The following is a 19,965-nucleotide window of genomic DNA, read 5'->3' on the forward strand; positions in this document are numbered from 1 at the left end:
ATTCAATCGTCACTTATAACTGACAAATTGTCATGTTTGACTTACTTCTTTTTCCCCGTGACACTAGTAGCACGCCCGGAAACTCGCAAGTATTCTCATCCGGGCCGCGATCTTGGAGGTTTCCCACAATGTCCCCGAGCCCGGTGCCGCAACGCGACGACCGTACCGCAGTAGATAAGGCCATGTCGCTACTCAACGCCTTCGGCCAGGACTCGGTGGGTGGTGTCGGCGTCAGCGAGCTGGCCCGCCGCGCGGATTTATCCAAGTCAACGGCCTTCCGTCTGCTGGGGATGCTGCAGCGAAACGGTGCGGTGGAGCGAGCAGGAAACGCCTACCGCTTAGGCAAGATGATCCTGAACCTCGGAGACACCCAGGAGTCGGCCGCGCACGGGCGGATGCGCGACGCGCTCACGCCCTACCTCGCCGACCTCTACGAATTGACCAAACAGACCGTCCATCTGGCGGTCCTGCAGGGCTCCAACGTCGTTTATCTCAACAAGCTTTATGGGCACCTGCAGGTGCGCAGCCCCTCCCGGATCGGCGGTCAGGCGCCTGCCTACTGCACCGCGGTGGGAAAGGTGTTGCTGGCCTTCGACTCCACGAACGCCGATGAGGTCCTGCGCGGCGAGCTCCCGGCGTGGACACCGCACACCCTCACGGATCCGGAGGCACTCCGGAGCGAACTGGCCACGATTCGCAAGGATCATGTGGGCTACGATCGGGAGGAAATCCTGATGGGGCTTAATTGCATTGCAGCCCCGGTCATGGGACCCGGAGGAAAGCCAGTGGCAGCCTTGTCGATTTCCGGGCCCACCGGGAAATTCATCCCCGACTCGCAGTCCGAGGTACTGCGCAAGGTCTGCTACGCGGCCTCACGCGCCGTCGCCGCGGTCAGCGCACGCCAACGCCAGCAGCTTCGCCACGCACAAACAGTCTAGAAACTCTTAACGAACCAGAAGGGGTATCGCCCGGGGCGCAATCGTCCCGGGCGATACCCCTTCTGCTGTCGAGACAGTATCTAGACGGTGGGGACCTCGTCGATGTTCCGCGATTCTTCCAGAACCCACGCTGGTTCGGCCGTCAGCAACGCAAATGATCCTCGATTCAGATCAACGTCCACGACAAATCTGTACCCGGCTGCCTCGGCGACGCCAATGGCTTTCAGGTCCTCTTCCTCGCACGCCACGACCAAACGACGGCACGCGGGGTCCTGTGACATGACGAATTCCGAAGCCAACTGGATCGCTTCGGCCGGGGCTCCCTCCTCGGGAACTAACAGCCTGTCGCGCAGCCCCGAAGGGTAGGTGGCGGCAAATTCGGATTCAACGATCCGCTTCACACCCACCGTGGCCACGTGGTTTCCCTCGTGCCCTATGGCAAGCGCGGTTCCGCCGCCCAGTCCTGCTGCCACGGGCTCGCAGGTCCATTCAGGGCCCAACGCGTCGGGCCATTTGAGCAAGTCGACATCGTCGTGGTGATGATCGGACATTACTTGACCTCCAAGGTTTTATTGGCCAGCAGCCGAACCGCTGCCTTGTCCAGTTTCCCGGACCCGTTGCGCGGTACCGAACCGGTGAGGATGAGCCGCTTAGGAAGCTTATAGCGGGCCAGCAACCCGGCGGAGAATTCTCGCACGTCCTCGATGCTCGGCACGGTGCCATCGACACAACTCAGCACCGCGACCACGGCTTCTCCCCACTGGTCATCGGCCACTCCTACCACCGCCACATCCAGTGCCCCGGGGTATTCCATCAGGGCACGTTCGACCTCGGCCGGGTATACGTTCTCGCCTCCGGTGATGATCATGTCCTTGAGCCGGTCGACCACGTAAAGGAAACCGTCGGCGTCTCGATAACCAATGTCTCCGGAACGGAACCACCCATCGCTGAAGGCGTCCTCCGTGGCCTTGGGATTGTTCCAGTATCGCCGGGTGACGTTGGGTCCCTTGACCCACAGCTCACCGGTTTGCCCGGATTCTTCGACATCGATGGAGGTCAGCGGATCAACGACCTTGATCTGCGTGAACGGCATCGGCACCCCGCAGGAGCCCGGACGCTGATGAGTCAGCTCGGCCGGAAGATACGTGGCGAAGGGAGCGGTCTCGGTCAACCCCCAAGCCTGCTGCACTTCCACACCTTTGGCCTGGTACTGACGCAGCAGAATGGTGGGTACCGGGGCGCCGGCGCAGATCAGGGCGCGCAGTGACTCGATCTTGGAATCGGCGAACTCGTCGGTTTGGGCCATCGCCGAGAGCATCGCTGGCACCAAGAACGCCTGGTTGACTTGGTATTCTTCGATGTCTTTCAATGCTTGCCGGGGATCGAAGGTGCGCCGGACCACCACATGTCCACCACGAACCATGACCCTGATGGTGAGGGCGTTGAGCCCGCCAATGTGGAAGAGCGGTGCTACCGCGAGGTTGGTGTCCCCGCGGCGGGTGTCCACCAACGAATCCACGTTCACGGAGTTCCACCAGATATTGCCGTAGGACAGTTCCACGCCCTTGGGCTTTCCGGTGGTACCGGAGGTGAACATGAGGATTGCCAGGTCATCCTCGTCGGCACCCTGGACGGCGGGGTCGGCGGCGTCCGCTACATGTTCGGCGATCCACGTCGATGCGGGGGTCCACGGTGCGTCGATGGCGGAGGGGTTCTCGATGGCGTGGTCGTCGTCGATGAGCAGCAGGACCATGTCGCCGATTTCAACGTCCGGGTAGCCGAGCATGGTCTCGATGGTCTCCAGGTGTCCGGGTTCCACCAGGAGCACCCGCGGGGCGCTTTGTTCCAGCAGTCCGGCGATTTCGCGGGGCGCCAGACGGAAATTCAGGGGGACAAATACCGCTCCGAGCCACCAACAGGCGAACATGGTGCGCATGAAGGAGACCGAGTTCAGGCCCAAATACACCACACGGTCCCCGGGCTTCACCTCGGCGGCGTGCAATGCCGTGGCTTGTTCGCGGACCTCGGCGAAAAACTCGGCGTTGTTCCACGTCCGTCCCTCGTAGGTGAGCAGCAGCTGTTCGGGGAAATATATGGTTTGGCGCTCGAGGCCAACCACTGGGTTGCGGTCGATGAAGCTCACAGGTTATCTCCTCCAGCTGATTGAGCGCCGAACCCACGTACGGCAATGCCGCCGTCCGCTGGGATGATGGCGCCGGTAATGTTTCCCGCGTTGGCTGCCGAAGCCAGTAGGACGTATGAGCCAGTGAAGTCCACCGGATCGACCGAGGCGTGGTGCAGCGGGATCAGCGGGTTGTTCCCGGTGATTTCCGAGCGCGCAAACGACTCGGAGATCTTGCGGTCTTCCAGACCCGTGGAGCCCGGTCCGCGCAGGTCGGTGTCCATCCCGCCCACGGCCACCCCGTTGACCCGGACCTTGGGCGCGAGCTCGTAGGCAAGCTGCGTGACCAGGCCGCGGGCAGCGAATTTTGCTGCCGTGTAGACCGGTCCGCCGCCGGCGGGATGGAAGGATGCGTTGGACAGGGTCATGACAACCGATCCATTAGCCGCGACCAGTTCCTTCCATGCTGCCTGGACGGTGAGCAGATATCCCTTGACATTGATCTCGAAGAGTTCGTCGAAGCTGTCACCAAGCTCCTGGGCCGAAAGCCTGGTCAAGGAGCGGTTGAAGTCCCAAATCCCCGCGTTGGGCACCACGGTGTCAAGTTTCCCGAAACGCGACACCACCTCCGCAACGGCGGCTGCCAATGCATCGGCATCGCGTACGTCACCGGCGATGGCCATCATCCGCGACGGGTCGGCGGAGGCGTCAACGACCGCCTGCAACTTCTGCGCATCCCGGCCGAAGATCGCCACGCTGGCTCCTTCGGCGAGGTATCGCTCGGCCACCGCACGTCCGATGCCGGAGCCTCCTCCGGTGATCAGTGCGACGTTGCCCTCGAGCCAGCCTGCTGCCGTGGTGCTCATGATCTGCTCACTCTCGTGTTCTTTCATAGAATTTTAGGGACGGGTGCCGAGCGTGGCGGACGCCGGGTTAGAAGAAGGTGGACAGGTTCTTGGCCTGCAACACGTTCGCGTCGAAGAGGATCTCGCGTGTGGCCACCTTGAAGCCGCCATCGGGCTGCATCCTGATCACGTCGGTACGCCCGCCTGCATAGATGTCCGTTTCGGTCTGCAGGCGGTTGCGGTAGACCAGGAAGGCGCAACGCACGGTGAGCTCGTTCTCCCCGGTGTGCCGCACCATCACGTTGGAAATGAGGTGACGGGTGCGCGAGGGCGGATCCTCGGCCCAGGCCATGCCCGAGTCGTATCGGCGGATGCGCCAGGCCAAGGAATCCTTGGTTTCGTCGAAGTACGCGGCTTCTCCGGGCTGCCCGATGGACAGGGCCGCCTGGCGGCGAAGCCGGTTGGTGCGCAGCGGGGCAAAATAGAAGAGGTCTTCGTCGAAGATCTCCAGCCAGTCGGCAAAGCGCCCGTCATCGAGCAGTTCGGCCTCGTAGAAATAGAACTGTGCCACGGCATGGGTGAGTTCGGCGTCGGCCAGACGCACCTGGAACTCGGTGTCTGTTTCCTGGGTCATGATGTTTCCGTTTCTCTTCTCATCGTGGCCGCGTGCTGCTAGCGGGCCAATTTCTTCAGCGGGGTGGCCGGGTCGGCCAGGGCAAGCGCATCGACCTTGATCAGGCGGTCGATGATCCGCCGGGCAGCCCGCACGGTCAGGCCGCCGTCGATGGCCGCGGCCCCCAGCATCAGGCCCGCCTCGTCAAGGCGGAAGGCTGCGATCGGCACCCCGTCGAGCATCCGCACAATGTGTTCGCCTTCCCCATGCATCGAGCCCACGCCTTCGACGTGCACCCCGTGCCGGTCCGACCAGAACCAGGAGGCTCCGTGCACCGGCAGATCCTGTTCCAGGATCGCGGCGGCCGCCGAGCTACCGGCGTTCATGGCGTGTTCCCAGTGCTCGGCGCGGCGCAGTAACGTGCCGTCGGCCAGCCGGGTGCGGGCGGAGTCCCCCACGGCGAAGACTCGTGGGTGCGAGGTGGCACCGCGTTCGTCCACCAATACCCCGTTGTCGGTGTCCAGTCCGGCTGCTTCGGCCAGTTCGGTGGCGGCGGTGATGCCGATGCCCACCAACACCACATCGGCCTCGATGGTTTCCCCGGTGGACAAGGCCAGACGGTAGCCCCGTGCGTCGTGGGTGATTTCCTCCGGAATCCCTGTCACGGTGCGCACCTGGTGTTCGGCGTGCATGGCGTGCAGGCGCGTGGCCAACACTTCGCCGATCACCGGCACCAACGGGATTTCCACGGGATCCACGAGCGTGACCTCCGCACCGAAGCCGCGGGCCGATGAGGCGGTTTCCGCACCGATTAGCCCGGCGCCGACGATGGCCAGCCGGACCCCGGGTGCCAACAGGCTCCGCAGGCGGTCGGCATCGTTTTTGGTGCGCAGTTCCAGCACCCCGGGTAGGTCCCCGCCGGGGATCGATAGTCGGCGGGCCTTTCCACCGGTGGCCAATACCAAGCGGTCCGCGGCCAACACACGGCCGTCTTTCAACGTTGCGGTGCCGGCGTCGGGGTCCAGTGCTGCCACCGTGCCGGTGACGATAGTGACATGGTTTTCTTCGTACCAGCTGGCCGGGGCCAGCGCAATGCCGGTGGCATCCTTGGAGCCGGCCAGGTAGTCCTTGCTCAGCGGCGGGCGGTCATAGGGCATGCCCTCCGGATCGATGATGGACAGCATCCCGGCGAAGCCGCGCTCGCGTAGTTCCTTGGCGGTGGTGAAGCCGGACAGGCCGCCGCCGATGATCAAAACTGATTCGATGCTCATCGATTATTCCTTGGGATTCTGGTGCGCGGGAAGAATAGTGAAGATGCGGATTTAGGCGTCGACGACGCTGACGGCTGGGTAGAGCAGCACATCTTGGCCGGAGACCTCGACCTTGTGGGTGCGCGCAGCGATGGTGGCCGGCATGCACAACGCGGTACCCGATTTCAGGCAGAACTTAGCCGAGTGCACCGGGCATTCGACTTCGGTGCCTTCGATCCAGCCGTCGGCCAGCGATGCGGTTTCGTGCGTGCAGGTGTCATCAAGGGCGTAGAAGTTTCCGTCTTCGGCGTGGAAGACGGCGATGTCCTGGTCGGTGCCGTTTTCTTCGGCGGGGATGACCCGTGCTTCGCCCTCGTCGATGTCGTCAATGGTGCCGATGTTGATTGCTTCGCTCATGGCGGTGTTCTCCTGACGTGGAAGTCTTCTGGTGGTTACCGGCAGTACCTGCCGGATCGCAGGCTTATTCGCCTGCAGGGGCCGGCGCGGGGTGCTCGTGCCAGGCCGGGGTGTTCATCAGCTTGCTCCAGTGCTTGTAGAAGCTTCGGCCCGCGGCGTCGGAATACAGTTCGGAGGTCTGACCGGGGTAGACACCGTCTTCCTTTTCCGAGCCGATGCCCATCTGGAAGTTCAGCGGGACCGAGTTGGTGATAAAACCATCGGAGATCGCCTGGATCTCGGACCAGTTCTCTCCGTCGTCGGCTTCAAAGATGCCCGAGGGGCCGAAGGTGCGCAGGTTGTAGAGACGCTGGGCGTCCTTGACGTCGTCGGGCATCGACTTGTCCACCAGGATCCAGGCCCAGACCTCGATCTTGTTAGGTCCCTTGGGATGCCAGATGCGGATCGAGCCGTTGACCGGCAGGTAGGAGAACGAGGGGAAGACTGTGGCGTGGCCGGTGGTCATCGGGCCCTCCACCGCCGCATCGCCGAGGCGTTCGCGCAAGGCCTCGTAATCGTAGTGCTCGTGCACGGCCTGGGCATCGAAGCGGGATTTGGGGTGCGTGGGGAAACCTGCCCCATGCCCGTTGGGCGAGACATATTGGCGCCCGGGGGTCGCAACAATCTCGGTCTTGGGGCCCTTGCCCGTCGGGGACATGACCATCAGCGCCGAAGCGTGGGACATGTTCACGTGGTACCAGTCGGTGGCGAATTGTTCGGCGGCGAGCTTCCAGTTCCCTTCCAGCTCCCACTTCATCACCCCGCCCATGACCTCGGTACCTTCGGGATCGCGGTCCAGCATCGCGTCCATGTAGTAACGCATATCGCCCAGGGTATCTTCAAGGTCCTCGGCGTCCTTGTCCCAGTTGGCGAAGAGCAGGCCCTTGTACTCGGACAGGCGCGGCACCTCGATCAGGGACCAGTCCTTCTTGTCGAAGTCTTCCGGGTAGGCCTTCTCGTTGGGTACCGTCTTCAGCGCACCGGCCAGGTCGAAGGACCAGCCGTGGTAGGTGCAGGTGAACATCTTGGTGGCGCCGGCGTCGGCACGGCACAGCCGCACTCCGCGGTGGCGGCAGGAGTTCAGGTACGCGCGGATCGTCTTGGTCTTATCCATGGTGACGATCACCGGGTCTTGGCCCATGAAGGTAGTGAAAAAGTCGCCGGGCTTCTTGAACTGGCTGGTGTGTGCCAAGAAGAGCCAGCTGCGGGCGAAGATGCGACGCATTTCCTGATCGTAAATCCCCGGGTCGGTGTAGATGGACCGGTCGATGAGTCCGCCCTCGGTGTCGACCAAGGCCGAGACATCGATGTTCTTCGGGCCGTGTTCGGGGCCGCGCATCTTGCCGATGGCTGCGTTCGCCTCAGAGGGGCAGTGTTCCGTGGTGCTCATGTGGATCGTTTCCTCCTGGGCGCTCGCCGCCCGACGGATCATTGGGGATGTGGTCTTGACCTCTATCACACCGGAGTCGGGCACAAAGCACCAATGTCCGTGCCGAACCTCAGCACACCCGGCCGTGTCAACATGGGCCGAAACGCCCATTTTCCGCGGTCGGCGATCCCCTCGCGGTAGGGCCTGTCTGGTGCCGGCGCAGGCGCCGGGGTGGACCAAGTGCAGCACCTTAACGGTTCCACGGGAACCACCGAAACATGTCGCCGGATCGGGCTGTCGATGCCATCGCTGTTATCCCGTGGGCACCTTCGGTGGCGTCGTGCCACGTTCACCTCGCGTTCCGCACCGTGGCACGCGGAGTGGGTCTTCTGCAGCAGTGCCCTCCATGCTTCCATGTGACACAACTCGCAAACCTCACCACGGAGTCACTATGGCAAACCAATCCCCCACCGGGCTGGACACCTCCCAGCACCACCTCGAGATATCGCCCAAGGCCCGACGCCGGGCACTGGTATCCAGCTTCTTGGGCTCGACGGTCGAATACTACGACTTCCTGCTCTACGGCGCCGCCGCAGGGCTGGTCTTCCCCCACCTATTCTTCCCGGACACCATGGACCCGGGGTTGGGGACCGTCCTGTCCTTCGTGATCCTGCTGGCCGGCTACATTGCCCGCCCGGTAGGCGGTGTGCTCTTCGGCCACTTCGGCGACAAGTTTGGCCGCAAGAACATCCTGTTCATCACGCTGATGATGATGGGCATCGTTTCCGTTGCCATCGGCCTGATGCCGACCTATCACACCATCGGCATCGCGGCCCCGCTGCTGTTGGTTCTGTTGCGTGTCATCCAGGGCCTGGCCGTGGGCGGCGAGTGGGCCGGTGCCACACTGATGGCGGCCGAACACGTGCAGGAAAAGAACCGTGGCTTCGCCGCCTCGATCGCGGTCACCGGCGGTCCGACCGGCTCAGTGTTGGCCACCCTAATCCTGGGTCTTTTCGCCGGCCTGCCCGAGGAGGACTTCCTGGCTTGGGGCTGGCGCGTCCCGTTCCTGCTGTCCGCGGTCCTGGTCATCATCGGTCTGTACATGCGCTACCGCGTGACCGAATCTCCGGACTTCCTCAAGGCCAAGGCCGAAGGCGCAACCAGCACCGGAATGCCGCTGACCCGGGTGCTGCGCGATTACCCGAAAGAAACCATCCTGGGCACCTTGGCCGTGGCCGGCCCGCTGTTCATGCAGGCCATGCTGGCGATCTTCATGGTTCCGTATGTGGTGTCCACCGGTGCGGTGGACCGACAGACCGCGCTGATGATGCTCACCGCTTCATCCTTCGTACACATCTTCGCCATCCCGTTCTTCGCCTGGCTCTCGGACCGTTACGGTCGTCGCCCGGTGATGCTCGGCGGGGCACTGATTTCTGTGGCCCTGGTATTTCCGATGTTTGCGATGTTCAACTCCGGGGTGTTCTGGATGGTGGCGCTGGGCTTCATGGTCGGAAACCCGATCATCCAGGCGTCGATGTACGGACCGATCGGCGCTTTCCTGGCGGAGAAGTTCGACACCGAGTCCCGCTACACCGGGGTATCGATCACCTTCCAGGTCGGTTCGGTGCTTGGCGCAGGTCTGGCCCCGCTGATGAGCCAATGGTTGGTCGGGCTGGAGAACGGCGGCGGAACCAACAACATCGCTTGGTACTTCATCTTCCTGATTGCCGTCGGCGCCGCGTGCGTGCTGCTCTCCAAGGAAACCCTGAAGCGTAAGTAATCGTTCACCGGCAGCCCGTCCGCCCCGCGGCGGGCGTGCTGCCAGATGGCACCCGGCTACCCTGCTCGGGTGCCATCAATGGTTAAGGTGGGAGACAACGCCCCCACCCCCTGACATCTGGAGGAAAACCATCATGGCACTACCGGCAACCCTGTCCGAATTCACCGCACGCTGGGATAAGTTCCGCGATTCGCTCGGTTTCGAGGACATCACCTTTACGCTGCGGCTGACCCCGCATGCGGTCACGGAAGACTCGATGAGCTTCTCGATGCCGCTCTGCGATGAGCTGTCGCAAGCCAATGGGATGTTTGCCGCGGCATCGCTCTTTGGTGCCGCAGACATCGCCGGAACCTTCCTGGCCATGAATGCCTACGCCGATGCCGGACAGTTCCCGCTGGCCGTGCAATCGAATGTGAACTTCATGTCCAATTCCAAGTCCGGTCCGGCCGTGGCCACCGCGCGCATCCTGCGCGGCGGCTCCTCGGTGGTCGTGGTCGAGGTCCAAGTCGCCGACGCCGAAGCCAAGGCGCTGGTACACACCACCTTCACCTACGTGCTCAAGGAACGCCGACTGGGAAAATAGTTGCTTCGCGGTACCTCGTTCAGCGCACCGGCGGATCCAACAGCGAACTAAACATGGCGCTGGCTCGCACCACGGCAGATTGCCAGTCGTTTGCAAATTCCTCCGGATCCTCGGTGAACGCGTAGCGAGTGATGGTCCCGGCCAGCAGCACCAAGGCGTGCTGCGCGCCGGGATCATGAGGCAATTCGTGGGCAAGCAACGCTGCCTGATGCGGCTTGAGCCGCTCAATGAGTGCGTCGGCCACCAGTTGTTCTGCCGCTTGGACGTGAACATGGGTGCGCCGACGCAGCTCGGGAAAGGCCCGCACCATTTCACGGCGTCGGCGAAACCCCTCCCCTGCTTGCGTGCTGGTGTTCAGCACCGCGGCCAGAAGCTTGGCGGTTCGGGGCAGAACCTCCAACTTTGAAGAAACAAATTCCTCCCAATCGGCTTCCGGCAGCCAGGGGGCGCGGGTGCCGAGCACCGCATCTTCCTTGGTGGGGAAATAATTGAAGAAGCTGCGCCGCGAGACTTCCGCTTCCGCGGCGATGGAATCAACGGTGGTCGCCGCGAGGCCTTTCTCCAGCACCAATAGCACCGCTGCCTCATGGATCTTCATCCAGTGCTGATTTCGGCGGGCAGCGCGCGCACCCTGATTCATCTCATTCATTCTTAGATTATGCACTAGTGCACGATTGATGGGTGCCAAGCAATTCCAGAATTTCCTTGGAATCTCGGACTTCAACGAAAAAGAGTTATTGGTTCGTGCCGCCCAATGGAACAGAGACGTGCCTTCGCACCCCACATCGGATGGAATGAGAACAAGCAAATTTTCCAGTCACCAACCGAATGGAGCGCCAGGAATGCAACAAGCACTGATCGCCATGTCGCACTCTCCCTTGCTGGAGCACACCAATCCACCCGAGGACGTCAAGGCTGCAGTCGAGGCGGCGTTCGATCATGTCCGCGCCTTCGCCAAGGACTTCAACCCGGATCTGGTCGTGAACTTCGGTCCTGACCACTACAACGGTTTCTTCTACGACCTGATGCCCCCGTTCTGCGTCGGCTACGAGGCGCTGGGAACCGGCGACTACGACTCGTGGGATGGGCCGATCAACGTCCCGACCAACGAGGCCGAAAAGCTGGCCCAGTACATCATTGACCAGGACATCGACACCGCGATCTCCCGCAAAATGGAAGTTGACCACGGGGCAGTGCAGCCCATGGAAATCATCTTCGGCGGGTTGGACACCGTCCCGGTGATACCGATCTTCGTCAATTCCGTGGCCCGCCCCTTCACCAAGGTTTCGCGCGTGCGCAAGTTCGGCCAAGCCGTCGGCGAGTACTTTAAGGATTCGGACAAGAAGGTCCTGTTCATCGGCTCCGGCGGCCTGTCCCACGATCCACCGGTCCCGCAGATCGCCACCGCAACCGAAGAACAGCGCGCGTTCCTGACCGACGGCCGCAAACCCACCCCCGAGGCACGCGCAGCCCGCCAGGCCAACACCATCAATACGGCCATCAAGTTCGCTGCCGGCGAGGCCGACATCATGGACCTGAACCCGGAATGGGACCGCGCCTTCCTCGAGGTCTGCAAGTCAGGAAACGTCGAGGGCTTCGATGCCTACACCGCCGATGAGATGGATGCGGTTGCCGGGCACTCCTCGCACGAGGTCCGCACCTGGGTCGCCGCCTACTCGGCGCTGCGCGCCTGCGGCGAATACGAAGTCGACTACGAGTTTTACAAGCCAATCAAGGAATACATTGCCGGATTTGGCGTGACCACCGCGGTATTGAAGAAATGAGCGAACCCATCATGAGCACCGAACGCACGCTACTTCTGGATTCTCTGGCCACGGATTTGCTGACGGCCACCGAAACCCTTGAACCGATTGCCCCATTGCGCGACCGTGTCGAGTCCATGAACGTCAACGATGCCTACCGCATCCAAGATATCCAGCTGCGCGCCCATGTTGCCGCCGGCCGTGTGTTGGCAGGGCGCAAGGTCGGACTGACCTCACTGGCCATGCAGAAGCAGCTCGGCGTCGACTCCCCCGACTTCGGATTCTTCTTCACCGACATGGTCCACCACGAGGACGCACAGATCGCTGCCGATTCCTTCATCTCCCCCAAGGTCGAACCCGAATTCGGATTCGTCTTGAAAGAAACGCTGACCGGCCCGGGTATCACCCGCGAACAGGCTGCCGCAGCCATCGGGGAGATCTACGCGGCAATCGAGATCATCGATTCACGCATCGCCGATTGGGACATCAAGCTGGTGGACACCGTGGCAGATAACGCCTCCTGCGGCGCCATCGCCGTCGGAACCACCCCGCTGGAGGTACAGGTTCAGGACCTCGGCGCGGTCGAGTGCTCGCTGCTGATCGACGGCGAAAAGCGCTCCACCGGGACCGGCACCGATGTCATGGGCGACCCCGTCGCCCCGTTGGCCTGGCTGGCCAACGTGCTGGGCGAACAGGGTGTGTCCCTCGAGGCCGGCCAGCTCATCCTTCCCGGTTCCTTCACCGGAGCCCTTCCGGTCATCGCCGGCCAGTCCGCCACCGCGGACTTCGGATCCTTGGGCTCACTGAGCATCAACTTCATCTAATCTTCCCCCTTTTTCTTCGTTACCTGTCACTAAGGAAGTACCCACGCCATGGCTAAAAAGACAGCCGCAATCGTCGGCTCCGGCAACATCGGCACCGATCTGATGTTCAAGATCATGCGCCGTTCCACCAACGTCGAGGTCAAATACATGATCGGTGTCGACCCCGCCTCCGACGGGCTGGCCCGCGCCGCCCGCCTCGGGGTGACCACCTCCGCAGAGGGCGTGGACTGGCTGCTGGCCCAGGATGAACTGCCCGACTTCGTCTTCGAATGCACCTCCGCCAAGGCCCACGAAGCCAACGCACCGAAGTACAAAGCCGCCGGCATCCACGCCATCGACCTGACCCCCGCCGCCGTGGGTCCGTACCTGGCACCGGTAGTGAACCTAAATTCACTGACCGACACCATGAACGTGAACATGATTACCTGCGCCGGTCAGGCCACCACCCCGATCGTCGCCGCAGTCTCCTCCGTGGTTCCGGTCGAGTACGCCGAAATTGTTGCCTCCATCGCCTCGAAGTCCGCCGGCCCCGGTACCCGCGCCAACGTGGATGAATTCACCGAGACCACCGCCAAGGCCCTCGAAGTTGTCGGAGGTGCCAAGCGCGGCAAGGCCATCATCATCATCAACCCGGTCGAGCCGCCGATGATGATGCGCAACACCATCTACTGCATGATCCCGGCCGAGGCAGCAGTCGCCGGTGCCACCCAGGATGCCATCCGCACGGCCATCGATGCCGCCGCTGAATCCATCCGCGACTACGTCCCGGGCTACGCCCTGCGCCTGGAACCACAGTTCGATCAAGCCCGGGATGACTGGGGCGGCTTCGGGCGCGTCGGCATCTGGGTACAGGTGGCCGGTGCCGCCGATTACCTGCCCGAGTATGCAGGAAACCTGGACATCATCACCGCAGCGGCGACCCGCACCGCGGATCTGCTCTCCGACAAAATCGACGCCGCGCGTGCCACCGCGCCGGCCAACTCATAAGAACGGGGAAGCACACCATGACTGCACCCATGAACACCACCTTTGACATCCGGATTACCGACACCACGCTGCGCGACGGCTCGCACGCCATGAGCCACCAGTTCACCGAGGAACATGTCCGCTCCGTGGTCCGCGCACTGGATGATTCCCGCGTTGAGGTCATCGAGGTCACCCACGGCGATGGCCTGGGCGGGTCCTCCTTCAACTACGGCTTCTCCAAGACCCCTGAACTGGACCTGATCAAGGCCGCAGTGGACGAGGCCAAGGCCGCGAAGATCGCCGTGCTGATGCTCCCGGGCCTGGGCACCATCCACGATCTGAACCAGGCCTACGACGCCGGAGCATCGGTGGCCCGCATCGCCACCCACTGTACCGAGGCAGATGTCTCCATCCAGCACTTCCAGCACGCTCGCAAGCTGGGCATGGAAACCGTTGGCTTCCTGATGCTCTCCCACCGGGTCTCCCCGGAGGAACTGGCCGTCCAGGCACGCATCATGGCCGATGCCGGCTGCCAGTGCGTCTACGTGGTTGACTCGGCCGGCGCGCTGATCCTAGATGATGTTTCGGACCGCGTTTCGGCCCTGGTCGCAGAGCTGGGCGATGACGCCCAGGTCGGCTTCCACGGCCACCAGAACATGAGCTTCGGCGTCGCCAACTCGGTATTTGCCGTTCGTGCCGGTGCCAAGCAGATCGACGGCACCCTGATGGCGCTGGGCGCCGGTGCGGGCAACTCCCCCACCGAGGTCCTCGCCGCGGCGTTCGACCGCCTGGATATCAAGACCGGGGTTGACATCCAGGGCGTGATGGCCGCGGCCGAGGACGTCGTCAAGCCGTTCATCACCCGTATGCCGGTCATGGACCGCGCCTCCATCATGCAGGGCTATGCAGGGGTCTATTCCTCCTTCCTGATCCACGCCGAGCGCGCGGCCGATCGCTACGGCGTTCCGGCCTACCGGATCCTCGAGGAGATCGGCAAGGCCGGCTACGTCGGCGGCCAGGAAGACATGATCGTAGACGTTGCCGTGCAGCTGGCTGCCGCCCGCTAAGCGCTTCGCTTTCTCTCTGTTGGAGGTGGGCCCAAGCCATTGGCTTGGGCCCACCTCCATATCTAACGCGAAAACATCCACAATGCTCTCGGTGCTTTGCGACCACCAATCCACTCACATGGCTAGGCAGTGCCCAGGCCTGTTACTGATTGTCAGAAGGAAAATCCATGAGCTCTCTTAACCCGAAATCAACCGCAGTGCTCGCCATCCATCTCCAGCACGATATCGTCTCCGAAAACACAGCATTCGGATCCATTTTCAACCAACAAGTTGTAGCAAATGATGTCTTGGCCAAATGCAATAAGGCGATGCAGACGGTACGTGACATGGGCGGCACCGTGGTTTTAGCCCGGATTGCCTTCAACCCAGACTATTCAAATTTGGTTCCAACTCTTCCGCTGCTGCAGATGGTCCTTCAAGCCGGCTGCCTTAAAGACGGCGAACATGGAGCAGAACTCGTTCCGCAGGTCGAAGTTGGGCCCGAAGACGTGGTGTTGACCCACCAACGTCCAGGCCCGTTCACCGACACGAACTTGCATGAATTATTTCAGGCGAAAGGCATCGAAAACGTGTTGGTGTGCGGCGTCGCAACAAATGCCTCCGTTGAAGGTGCTGCGCGGCAGGCCAGCGACCTTGGCTATTCAACCTTCGTAGTCTCAGATGCGAGTTCCGCGGCCGATCAGGCATCCCATGATGCGTCGATTGGTTCTCTGGGTCTCTTCGCACAAATGATCACCGTCGAAGAAATCAGCACAGTGTTTAGCACATAGACAACAACCCCGCCGGCTTGTCGAGCAATTTTGTGGTTTCCCATATTTGCGGCCCCCGTCAATCGCCGTTGTGCCGCTACCCGGCACGTAGCCTATTGACCGAGGCTGACTGCGGCGATGATGGATTAATGCTTTCCTCACCTAATTTCTCTTCAGCGGATCTAGCCGGCGCCGGAGTAGTTGTCACCGGTGCGACCTCGGGCCTAGGCGCCGCCACCGCCCGCCTCTTTGCCGCGCGCGGCGCCCACGTGGTAGTGTGCGGACGCAATGAATCAAGGGGAACCACCTTGGCCGCAGAAATCGGCGGCGTTTTCGCCCGCGTGGACGTACACGACGAGGAATCCATGCGGGCCGCCATGGCCTTGGGTTCGCTGGCCCCGCGAGGACTTCGGGTTGCCGTGTCCGCTGCGGGCTCGGCAATCATCGAAAAGACCCTGAGCCGCGACGGCACGCACTCACGGGCGTCTTTCACCGAGCAGCTGCAGACCAATCTGGTCGGATCGTTCACGCTGTTGACCGAGGCGGCGGCGACTATGGCCCAGAATGAGGCCGAGGCCGATGGATCCCGCGGGGTCATCGCGCTCACGAGTTCGGTCGCGGCCTATGAGGGACAGATGGGTCAGTTGGCCTACGCCGCCTCCAAGGGCGGGGTCAATGCCATGGTCCTTCCCGCGGCACGTGACCTCGCACGTCACGGAGTCCGTGTCCTCGGCGTGGCCCCGGGCGTCTTTGACACCCCGTTCATGGACGTCCTCAGCGACGAGGCCAAGTTGGGCATCGGCGCCGCCGTGCCCTTCCCGCAACGACTCGGGCACGCCGACGAGTTCGCCCATCTGATGCACTCGTTGGTAACCAACCCTATGCTCAACGGCGAGGTCGTCCGCCTCGACGGCGCACTGCGCCTGGGCATGCGCTAAGCACCACAACCAGTCCAAACACCCCCTATCGTCCCCGGAGATCCAACCGCCATGCTTGCAGCCGTCGCCCACGCGCAGAACCCGTCCGACCCGCTTTCTTGCCTCGAGCTTCGCGAGGTTCCCACACCGGTCCCCCCGGCAGGCTGGACCCGCATCAAGGTCAAGGCCTCGTCAATGAACATGCACGATGTGTGGACCTTGCGCGGGGTCGGGCATGATCCCAAGAACATCCCCATCATTCTCGGTTGCGACGTGGCCGGGGTGACCGATGACGGGCGCGAGGTCATCATCTATCCGGTAATTGCAGATCCTGACGCAGGCAACGGGGACGAGACCCTAGATCCTAACCGTGCCCTTCTCTCCGAACAGCACGACGGCGGCTTCGCCGAATACATCGTGGTGCCCGACCGTTGCGTGATCCCCAAGCCCCATCAGCTCTCCTTCGAGGAGGCGGCCTGCCTGCCCGTCACCTGGTCAACCGCCTACCGCATGCTCTTTACCCAGGGACAGCTCAAGGCCGGGGACCGCGTGCTGGTCCAGGGCGCCGGCGGCGGGGTCGCCTCCGCGGCGATCGCACTGGCCGCGGCCGCAGGTGCCACCGTTTACGCCACCAGTCGCACCGAGGAGAAGCGTGCGCTGGCCTTGGAACTGGGCGCGCATGATGCGTTTGAATCCGGTGCCCGACTTCCCGAGCGCGTGGATCTGGTCATCGAAACGGTGGGAGAGGCCACCTGGGGGCATTCATTGCGGTGCCTGCGACCGGGCGGAGCCATTGTCATCGCCGGTACGACCTCAGGCACCAGTCCCGAGGCGGATCTGGGGCGCATCTTTTACCAGCAGCTGCGGGTGCTCGGCTCTACCGGGTCCACGCGCCACGAGATGGTCGCAATGCTACGCATGCTGGCCACCACCGGACTCCGGCCGCGCATCGACCGTGTGTTGCCCCTGGAGCGTATCCATGAGGGATTCGCGGCCATGATCGCCGGCGAAACCCAGGGCAAAATCGTCATCACCGTCTCCTGAATCCCGGGCACTATGTCATGATCAAGAACGTGAACGAACCAACTACCGCCCCCTCGCCAACCGCCTCACGCACCGCAGGATCCCAGACTCTGGCCCGCGGGCTGGAGGTGTTGCGCCTGGTGGCAGGCACCCCGGCAGGTCTGAGCATCAATGAAGTTGCCGAGCACGCGGGTATCCATCGCACCGGTGCTTACCGGCTACTTAATACACTCTGCGATGCCCAACTGCTGCACCGCGGCGCGGATAGTCGCTACCGTGGCGCCGCGGGGCTGCTCACCCTCTCGGCCTCGGCCTATCATTCGCTGCTGGCCGCCGCCGAGCCGGTGCTACGCAGGTACGCCGATGAGCTGGGCGCCACCCTGGCACTGATTGTCCGCGAGGGGGCAGAGGCCATCGCCCTGCGGGTCACCGCACCGACTTCGGGCACATATCACGTCTCGTTCGCCGAGGCCTCGCGGCATCCATTGGATCTGGGGGCCGCGGGCCACGCGATCTTGGCCAGCGAGCCGGAGAACATCGGAGAGGATCCCCGCGTCACCGCCGCCCGGACCCACGGATATGCGCAAACCTTCGGCGAGGTCGAACCCGGCATGCACGGCCTGGCGGTACCGCTGGCCCGCGACATCTGCGGTGTCCCCGCCTGCCTGAACCTGATCACCGTGCGGCAAGACCAAGCCACCTCCGCCGTCGCAGTGTTGCAGCAAGCTGCCCGCGCGCTCGAGGGCTCACTGACCTAGCCTTCCGTACCCCATGGGCGACCGACGCGGCACCTCCGTGCCAACTGATGGCACGACTGCTTTGACGTGCATCACAGGGACTGGTGAAATAGGTATCACTAGTTGTGCAGATACCGATTAGGTTGTGCACTATTTACACACACGGAAAGTTTGATGTGGCCATGAATAACATCCCCGCCAGCGAAGTCCTGATCATCGGAGCCGGTCCCGCCGGCCTCATGCTCGCCAACATCCTGGGGATGTACGGCCGCAGCGTCACGGTACTCGAAGCCCGCGACGAGCTCATCGACTACCCGCGCGGTGTGGGCCTCGATGACGAATCGCTGCGCACCATCCAGACCGTCGGCCTGGTCGACACGGTGCTGCCACACACCGCACCGCAACACATCATGCGTCTGGTCAACGGCGCAGGCAAAACCATCCTGATCAACAACCCGCAAACCCAAGAATTCGGTTGGGATCGCAAGCACGCCTTCATCCAGCCCGAGGTCGACAAGTCGCTGTACGAGGGCCTGGCCCAGTATTCCAACATCAACGTGCACTTCGGCCACCAGGTCGAGGACGTTATCGAGGACGAATCCGGTGTCACGGCCCTCGCCTTGGTCACCGGCGCCGACGGCACACAAACCGAACGCCGCTTTTCCGCGCAGTACCTCGTGGGCTGCGAGGGCGGCAAGTCCCCGACCCGCAAGCGCATGGGCGTGGGCTTCGAGGGAGATTCCCCCTCCACCCGCTGGCTCGTGGTCGATGTCGACAACGACCCGCTGGGAACCCCGAACGTCTTTTTGGGCGCGGATCCCAAACGTCCGTATGTCTCCATTGGGCTGCCGCACGCGGTGCGTCGCTGGGAGTTCATGCTTCACGACGGCGAGGACGAATCGGTGGTCACCTCGAAGGAATGGGTGGCCGAGATGCTCAAGGACCACGTTCCCGACCCGCACAACCTGTCCTATATCCGCCGCCGCGTTTTCACCCACCACGGACGCGTGGCCGGATCCTTCCGCAAGGGCCGCCAAGTCATTGCCGGCGACGCAGCACACCTGATGCCCGTCTGGATGGGTCAAGGCTGGAACTCGGGCATGCGCGATGCCACCAACCTGGGCTGGAAGCTCACCAGCATCCTGACCGGCACCGCCGGCGAGGACATCTTGGACACCTACACCTCCGAGCGCAAGGACCATGCCAAGGCCATGGTCGACTTGTCCATGACCTTCGGCTCGGTCATCAAACTCACCAACCCGCTGGCCGTTGCCGCCCGCGACGCTGCCTCCGCGGTACTCAACCTCTTCCCCTCGGCCAAGAGCTACTTCTCCGATATGCGCTTCAAGCCGATGCCGCGTTACACCACCGGCGTCCTGGCCGATCCCACCACAAAGGCCTCGGGAACCGCTGCCGCACGCCTCACCAGCAGGCTGATTCCGGTACTCACCGCCAACAACAAGGTCTCCCCCGTCGGCGTCCAATTCCCCCAGCCGCGGGTGAACTCCACCCTGGGTGAGAACCTGCTGCTCGATGACGCCATTGGTAATTGGTGGACCGTGCTGGTCTGGGGCAACGATCCTGTCGATGTGCTGCCCACCGCCTCCATCAAGGCCCTTGAGGCGCTCGGCGCCAAGCTGGTGGCCCTCGTTCCCGAGACCCAGCGCGAATGGGCCGAGGAAAACATGAGTGACGGGGTACTGGTATTGGGCGATCACACCGGCCGCATGAAGAAGTGGTTTGACGAACGTCCGACCCCGATGATCTTCCTGCGTCCGGACCGCTTTGTTGCCGGGGCCTGCCTGCACCAGAATGGGCCCGCAACGCTTCAGGCCATCTTGGACTCCATGGGCCGCGCCGCCGAACAGCACCGAGCAAAGTCACAAGGTTCCACGCTGTCCGTATAGGTGCCCGGACCGCCCCGAACCACCATGACAGACACGGTCCCTGCCCTGCCTGCGGA

The 19,965-nt window shown here is 62.9% G+C and carries 20 protein-coding genes; 12 read left to right on the plus strand and 8 right to left on the minus strand.

The window, feature by feature from the left end:
• Positions 1-128 precede the first annotated feature (128 nt).
• Positions 129-938, plus strand: a complete 810-nt coding sequence (locus tag ADIAG_RS10285; RefSeq protein WP_007271292.1) for an IclR family transcriptional regulator — start codon at positions 129-131, stop codon at positions 936-938.
• Positions 939-1,018: 80 nt separating this feature from the next.
• Here ADIAG_RS10285 and ADIAG_RS20200 read toward each other — a convergent pair whose 3' ends face one another.
• From ADIAG_RS20200 to ADIAG_RS10320, 7 genes are all read right to left on the minus strand, one after another.
• Positions 1,019-1,489, minus strand: a complete 471-nt coding sequence (locus ADIAG_RS20200; RefSeq protein WP_007271293.1) for a hypothetical protein — start codon at positions 1,487-1,489, stop codon at positions 1,019-1,021.
• Complete coding sequence (locus ADIAG_RS10295; RefSeq protein ID WP_007271294.1) at positions 1,489-3,081, minus strand: AMP-binding protein; 1,593 nt, start codon at positions 3,079-3,081, stop codon at positions 1,489-1,491. Before ADIAG_RS10295 ends, ADIAG_RS20200 begins: the two co-directional genes overlap by 1 nt.
• Positions 3,078-3,926 (minus strand): SDR family NAD(P)-dependent oxidoreductase, encoded by an 849-nt coding sequence (locus tag ADIAG_RS10300; protein ID WP_007271295.1) that lies wholly within the window; start codon positions 3,924-3,926, stop codon positions 3,078-3,080. Before ADIAG_RS10300 ends, ADIAG_RS10295 begins: the two co-directional genes overlap by 4 nt.
• 67 nt (positions 3,927-3,993) lie before the next feature.
• A complete protein-coding gene (locus tag ADIAG_RS10305) occupies positions 3,994-4,539 on the minus strand; it encodes an aromatic-ring-hydroxylating dioxygenase subunit beta (protein WP_007271296.1) in 546 nt (181 codons plus the stop codon).
• Positions 4,540-4,577: 38 nt separating this feature from the next.
• Complete coding sequence (locus ADIAG_RS10310; protein WP_007271297.1) at positions 4,578-5,789, minus strand: NAD(P)/FAD-dependent oxidoreductase; 1,212 nt, start codon at positions 5,787-5,789, stop codon at positions 4,578-4,580.
• 51 nt (positions 5,790-5,840) lie between these two features.
• The gene (locus ADIAG_RS10315) at positions 5,841-6,185 is read right to left on the minus strand and encodes a bifunctional 3-phenylpropionate/cinnamic acid dioxygenase ferredoxin subunit (RefSeq protein ID WP_007271298.1); all 345 of its coding nucleotides are present in this window, start codon (positions 6,183-6,185) and stop codon (positions 5,841-5,843) included.
• 64 nt (positions 6,186-6,249) lie between these two features.
• The gene (locus tag ADIAG_RS10320; protein ID WP_007271299.1) at positions 6,250-7,614 is read right to left on the minus strand and encodes an aromatic ring-hydroxylating oxygenase subunit alpha; all 1,365 of its coding nucleotides are present in this window, start codon (positions 7,612-7,614) and stop codon (positions 6,250-6,252) included.
• 430 nt (positions 7,615-8,044) lie between these two features.
• On the opposite strand from ADIAG_RS10320, the gene ADIAG_RS10325 reads away from it, so the two are divergent.
• Both ADIAG_RS10325 and ADIAG_RS10330 read left to right on the plus strand, forming a co-directional pair.
• Entirely contained in the window at positions 8,045-9,373 is a 1,329-nt protein-coding gene (locus ADIAG_RS10325; RefSeq protein ID WP_007271300.1) for an MFS transporter, read from the plus strand.
• 133 nt (positions 9,374-9,506) lie between these two features.
• Complete coding sequence (locus ADIAG_RS10330) at positions 9,507-9,956, plus strand: PaaI family thioesterase (protein ID WP_007271301.1); 450 nt, start codon at positions 9,507-9,509, stop codon at positions 9,954-9,956.
• Positions 9,957-9,975: 19 nt separating this feature from the next.
• On the opposite strand, the gene ADIAG_RS20205 is transcribed toward ADIAG_RS10330, so the two are convergent.
• The gene (locus ADIAG_RS20205; protein ID WP_235045880.1) at positions 9,976-10,764 is read right to left on the minus strand and encodes a TetR/AcrR family transcriptional regulator; all 789 of its coding nucleotides are present in this window, start codon (positions 10,762-10,764) and stop codon (positions 9,976-9,978) included.
• Between the two features lie 34 nt (positions 10,765-10,798).
• On the opposite strand from ADIAG_RS20205, the gene ADIAG_RS10340 reads away from it, so the two are divergent.
• The 9 genes from ADIAG_RS10340 to mhpA all read left to right on the plus strand — a co-directional run bounded on the left by ADIAG_RS10340 (position 10,799) and on the right by mhpA (position 19,909).
• Positions 10,799-11,740 (plus strand): 3-carboxyethylcatechol 2,3-dioxygenase, encoded by a 942-nt coding sequence (locus ADIAG_RS10340; protein ID WP_007271303.1) that lies wholly within the window; start codon positions 10,799-10,801, stop codon positions 11,738-11,740.
• Complete coding sequence (locus ADIAG_RS10345; protein WP_200859387.1) at positions 11,737-12,543, plus strand: 2-keto-4-pentenoate hydratase; 807 nt, start codon at positions 11,737-11,739, stop codon at positions 12,541-12,543. The genes ADIAG_RS10340 and ADIAG_RS10345 overlap by 4 nt, the downstream gene beginning before the upstream one ends.
• Positions 12,544-12,591: 48 nt before the next feature.
• The gene (locus ADIAG_RS10350; RefSeq protein ID WP_007271305.1) at positions 12,592-13,530 is read left to right on the plus strand and encodes an acetaldehyde dehydrogenase (acetylating); all 939 of its coding nucleotides are present in this window, start codon (positions 12,592-12,594) and stop codon (positions 13,528-13,530) included.
• Between the two features lie 17 nt (positions 13,531-13,547).
• On the plus strand, positions 13,548-14,576 hold the full coding sequence (gene dmpG, locus ADIAG_RS10355) for a 4-hydroxy-2-oxovalerate aldolase (protein WP_007271306.1): 1,029 nt from the start codon (positions 13,548-13,550) through the stop codon (positions 14,574-14,576).
• A gap of 167 nt (positions 14,577-14,743) precedes the next feature.
• The gene (locus ADIAG_RS10360) at positions 14,744-15,346 is read left to right on the plus strand and encodes a cysteine hydrolase family protein (RefSeq protein WP_007271307.1); all 603 of its coding nucleotides are present in this window, start codon (positions 14,744-14,746) and stop codon (positions 15,344-15,346) included.
• 128 nt (positions 15,347-15,474) lie between these two features.
• Positions 15,475-16,263, plus strand: coding sequence for an SDR family NAD(P)-dependent oxidoreductase (locus ADIAG_RS10365; RefSeq protein WP_007271308.1), 789 nt, complete (start codon positions 15,475-15,477; stop codon positions 16,261-16,263).
• A 51-nt stretch (positions 16,264-16,314) separates the two neighbouring features.
• Positions 16,315-17,286, plus strand: a complete 972-nt coding sequence (locus ADIAG_RS10370) for a zinc-binding dehydrogenase (protein ID WP_007271309.1) — start codon at positions 16,315-16,317, stop codon at positions 17,284-17,286.
• A gap of 29 nt (positions 17,287-17,315) precedes the next feature.
• Positions 17,316-18,023 (plus strand): IclR family transcriptional regulator, encoded by a 708-nt coding sequence (locus ADIAG_RS10375; RefSeq protein ID WP_235045881.1) that lies wholly within the window; start codon positions 17,316-17,318, stop codon positions 18,021-18,023.
• Positions 18,024-18,184: 161 nt separating this feature from the next.
• Positions 18,185-19,909 (plus strand): bifunctional 3-(3-hydroxy-phenyl)propionate/3-hydroxycinnamic acid hydroxylase MhpA, encoded by a 1,725-nt coding sequence (gene mhpA, locus ADIAG_RS10380; RefSeq protein ID WP_007271311.1) that lies wholly within the window; start codon positions 18,185-18,187, stop codon positions 19,907-19,909.
• The last annotated feature ends 56 nt before the right edge of the window (positions 19,910-19,965 follow it).

It is taken from the genome of Paeniglutamicibacter gangotriensis Lz1y (genome assembly GCF_000348945.1).
GTDB lineage: Bacteria > Actinomycetota > Actinomycetes > Actinomycetales > Micrococcaceae > Paeniglutamicibacter > Paeniglutamicibacter gangotriensis.

What these genes read in the sequence shown, in the direction of transcription:
- ADIAG_RS10360 (WP_007271307.1), top strand. Translation starts at nt 14,744, where the DNA reads ATGAGCTCTCTTAACCCGAAATCAACCGCAGTGCTCGCCATCCATCTC.
- ADIAG_RS10305 (WP_007271296.1), bottom strand. Translation starts at nt 4,539, where the DNA reads ATGACCCAGGAAACAGACACCGAGTTCCAGGTGCGTCTGGCCGACGCC.
- ADIAG_RS10365 (WP_007271308.1), top strand. Translation starts at nt 15,475, where the DNA reads ATGCTTTCCTCACCTAATTTCTCTTCAGCGGATCTAGCCGGCGCCGGA.
- ADIAG_RS10320 (WP_007271299.1), bottom strand. Translation starts at nt 7,614, where the DNA reads ATGAGCACCACGGAACACTGCCCCTCTGAGGCGAACGCAGCCATCGGC.
- ADIAG_RS10345 (WP_200859387.1), top strand. Translation starts at nt 11,737, where the DNA reads ATGAGCGAACCCATCATGAGCACCGAACGCACGCTACTTCTGGATTCT.
- ADIAG_RS10285 (WP_007271292.1), top strand. Translation starts at nt 129, where the DNA reads ATGTCCCCGAGCCCGGTGCCGCAACGCGACGACCGTACCGCAGTAGAT.
- ADIAG_RS10370 (WP_007271309.1), top strand. Translation starts at nt 16,315, where the DNA reads ATGCTTGCAGCCGTCGCCCACGCGCAGAACCCGTCCGACCCGCTTTCT.
- ADIAG_RS10325 (WP_007271300.1), top strand. Translation starts at nt 8,045, where the DNA reads ATGGCAAACCAATCCCCCACCGGGCTGGACACCTCCCAGCACCACCTC.
- ADIAG_RS10330 (WP_007271301.1), top strand. Translation starts at nt 9,507, where the DNA reads ATGGCACTACCGGCAACCCTGTCCGAATTCACCGCACGCTGGGATAAG.
- mhpA (WP_007271311.1), top strand. Translation starts at nt 18,185, where the DNA reads ATGAATAACATCCCCGCCAGCGAAGTCCTGATCATCGGAGCCGGTCCC.
- ADIAG_RS10350 (WP_007271305.1), top strand. Translation starts at nt 12,592, where the DNA reads ATGGCTAAAAAGACAGCCGCAATCGTCGGCTCCGGCAACATCGGCACC.
- ADIAG_RS10315 (WP_007271298.1), bottom strand. Translation starts at nt 6,185, where the DNA reads ATGAGCGAAGCAATCAACATCGGCACCATTGACGACATCGACGAGGGC.
- dmpG (WP_007271306.1), top strand. Translation starts at nt 13,548, where the DNA reads ATGACTGCACCCATGAACACCACCTTTGACATCCGGATTACCGACACC.
- ADIAG_RS10340 (WP_007271303.1), top strand. Translation starts at nt 10,799, where the DNA reads ATGCAACAAGCACTGATCGCCATGTCGCACTCTCCCTTGCTGGAGCAC.
- ADIAG_RS10300 (WP_007271295.1), bottom strand. Translation starts at nt 3,926, where the DNA reads ATGAGCACCACGGCAGCAGGCTGGCTCGAGGGCAACGTCGCACTGATC.
- ADIAG_RS20200 (WP_007271293.1), bottom strand. Translation starts at nt 1,489, where the DNA reads ATGTCCGATCATCACCACGACGATGTCGACTTGCTCAAATGGCCCGAC.
- ADIAG_RS10310 (WP_007271297.1), bottom strand. Translation starts at nt 5,789, where the DNA reads ATGAGCATCGAATCAGTTTTGATCATCGGCGGCGGCCTGTCCGGCTTC.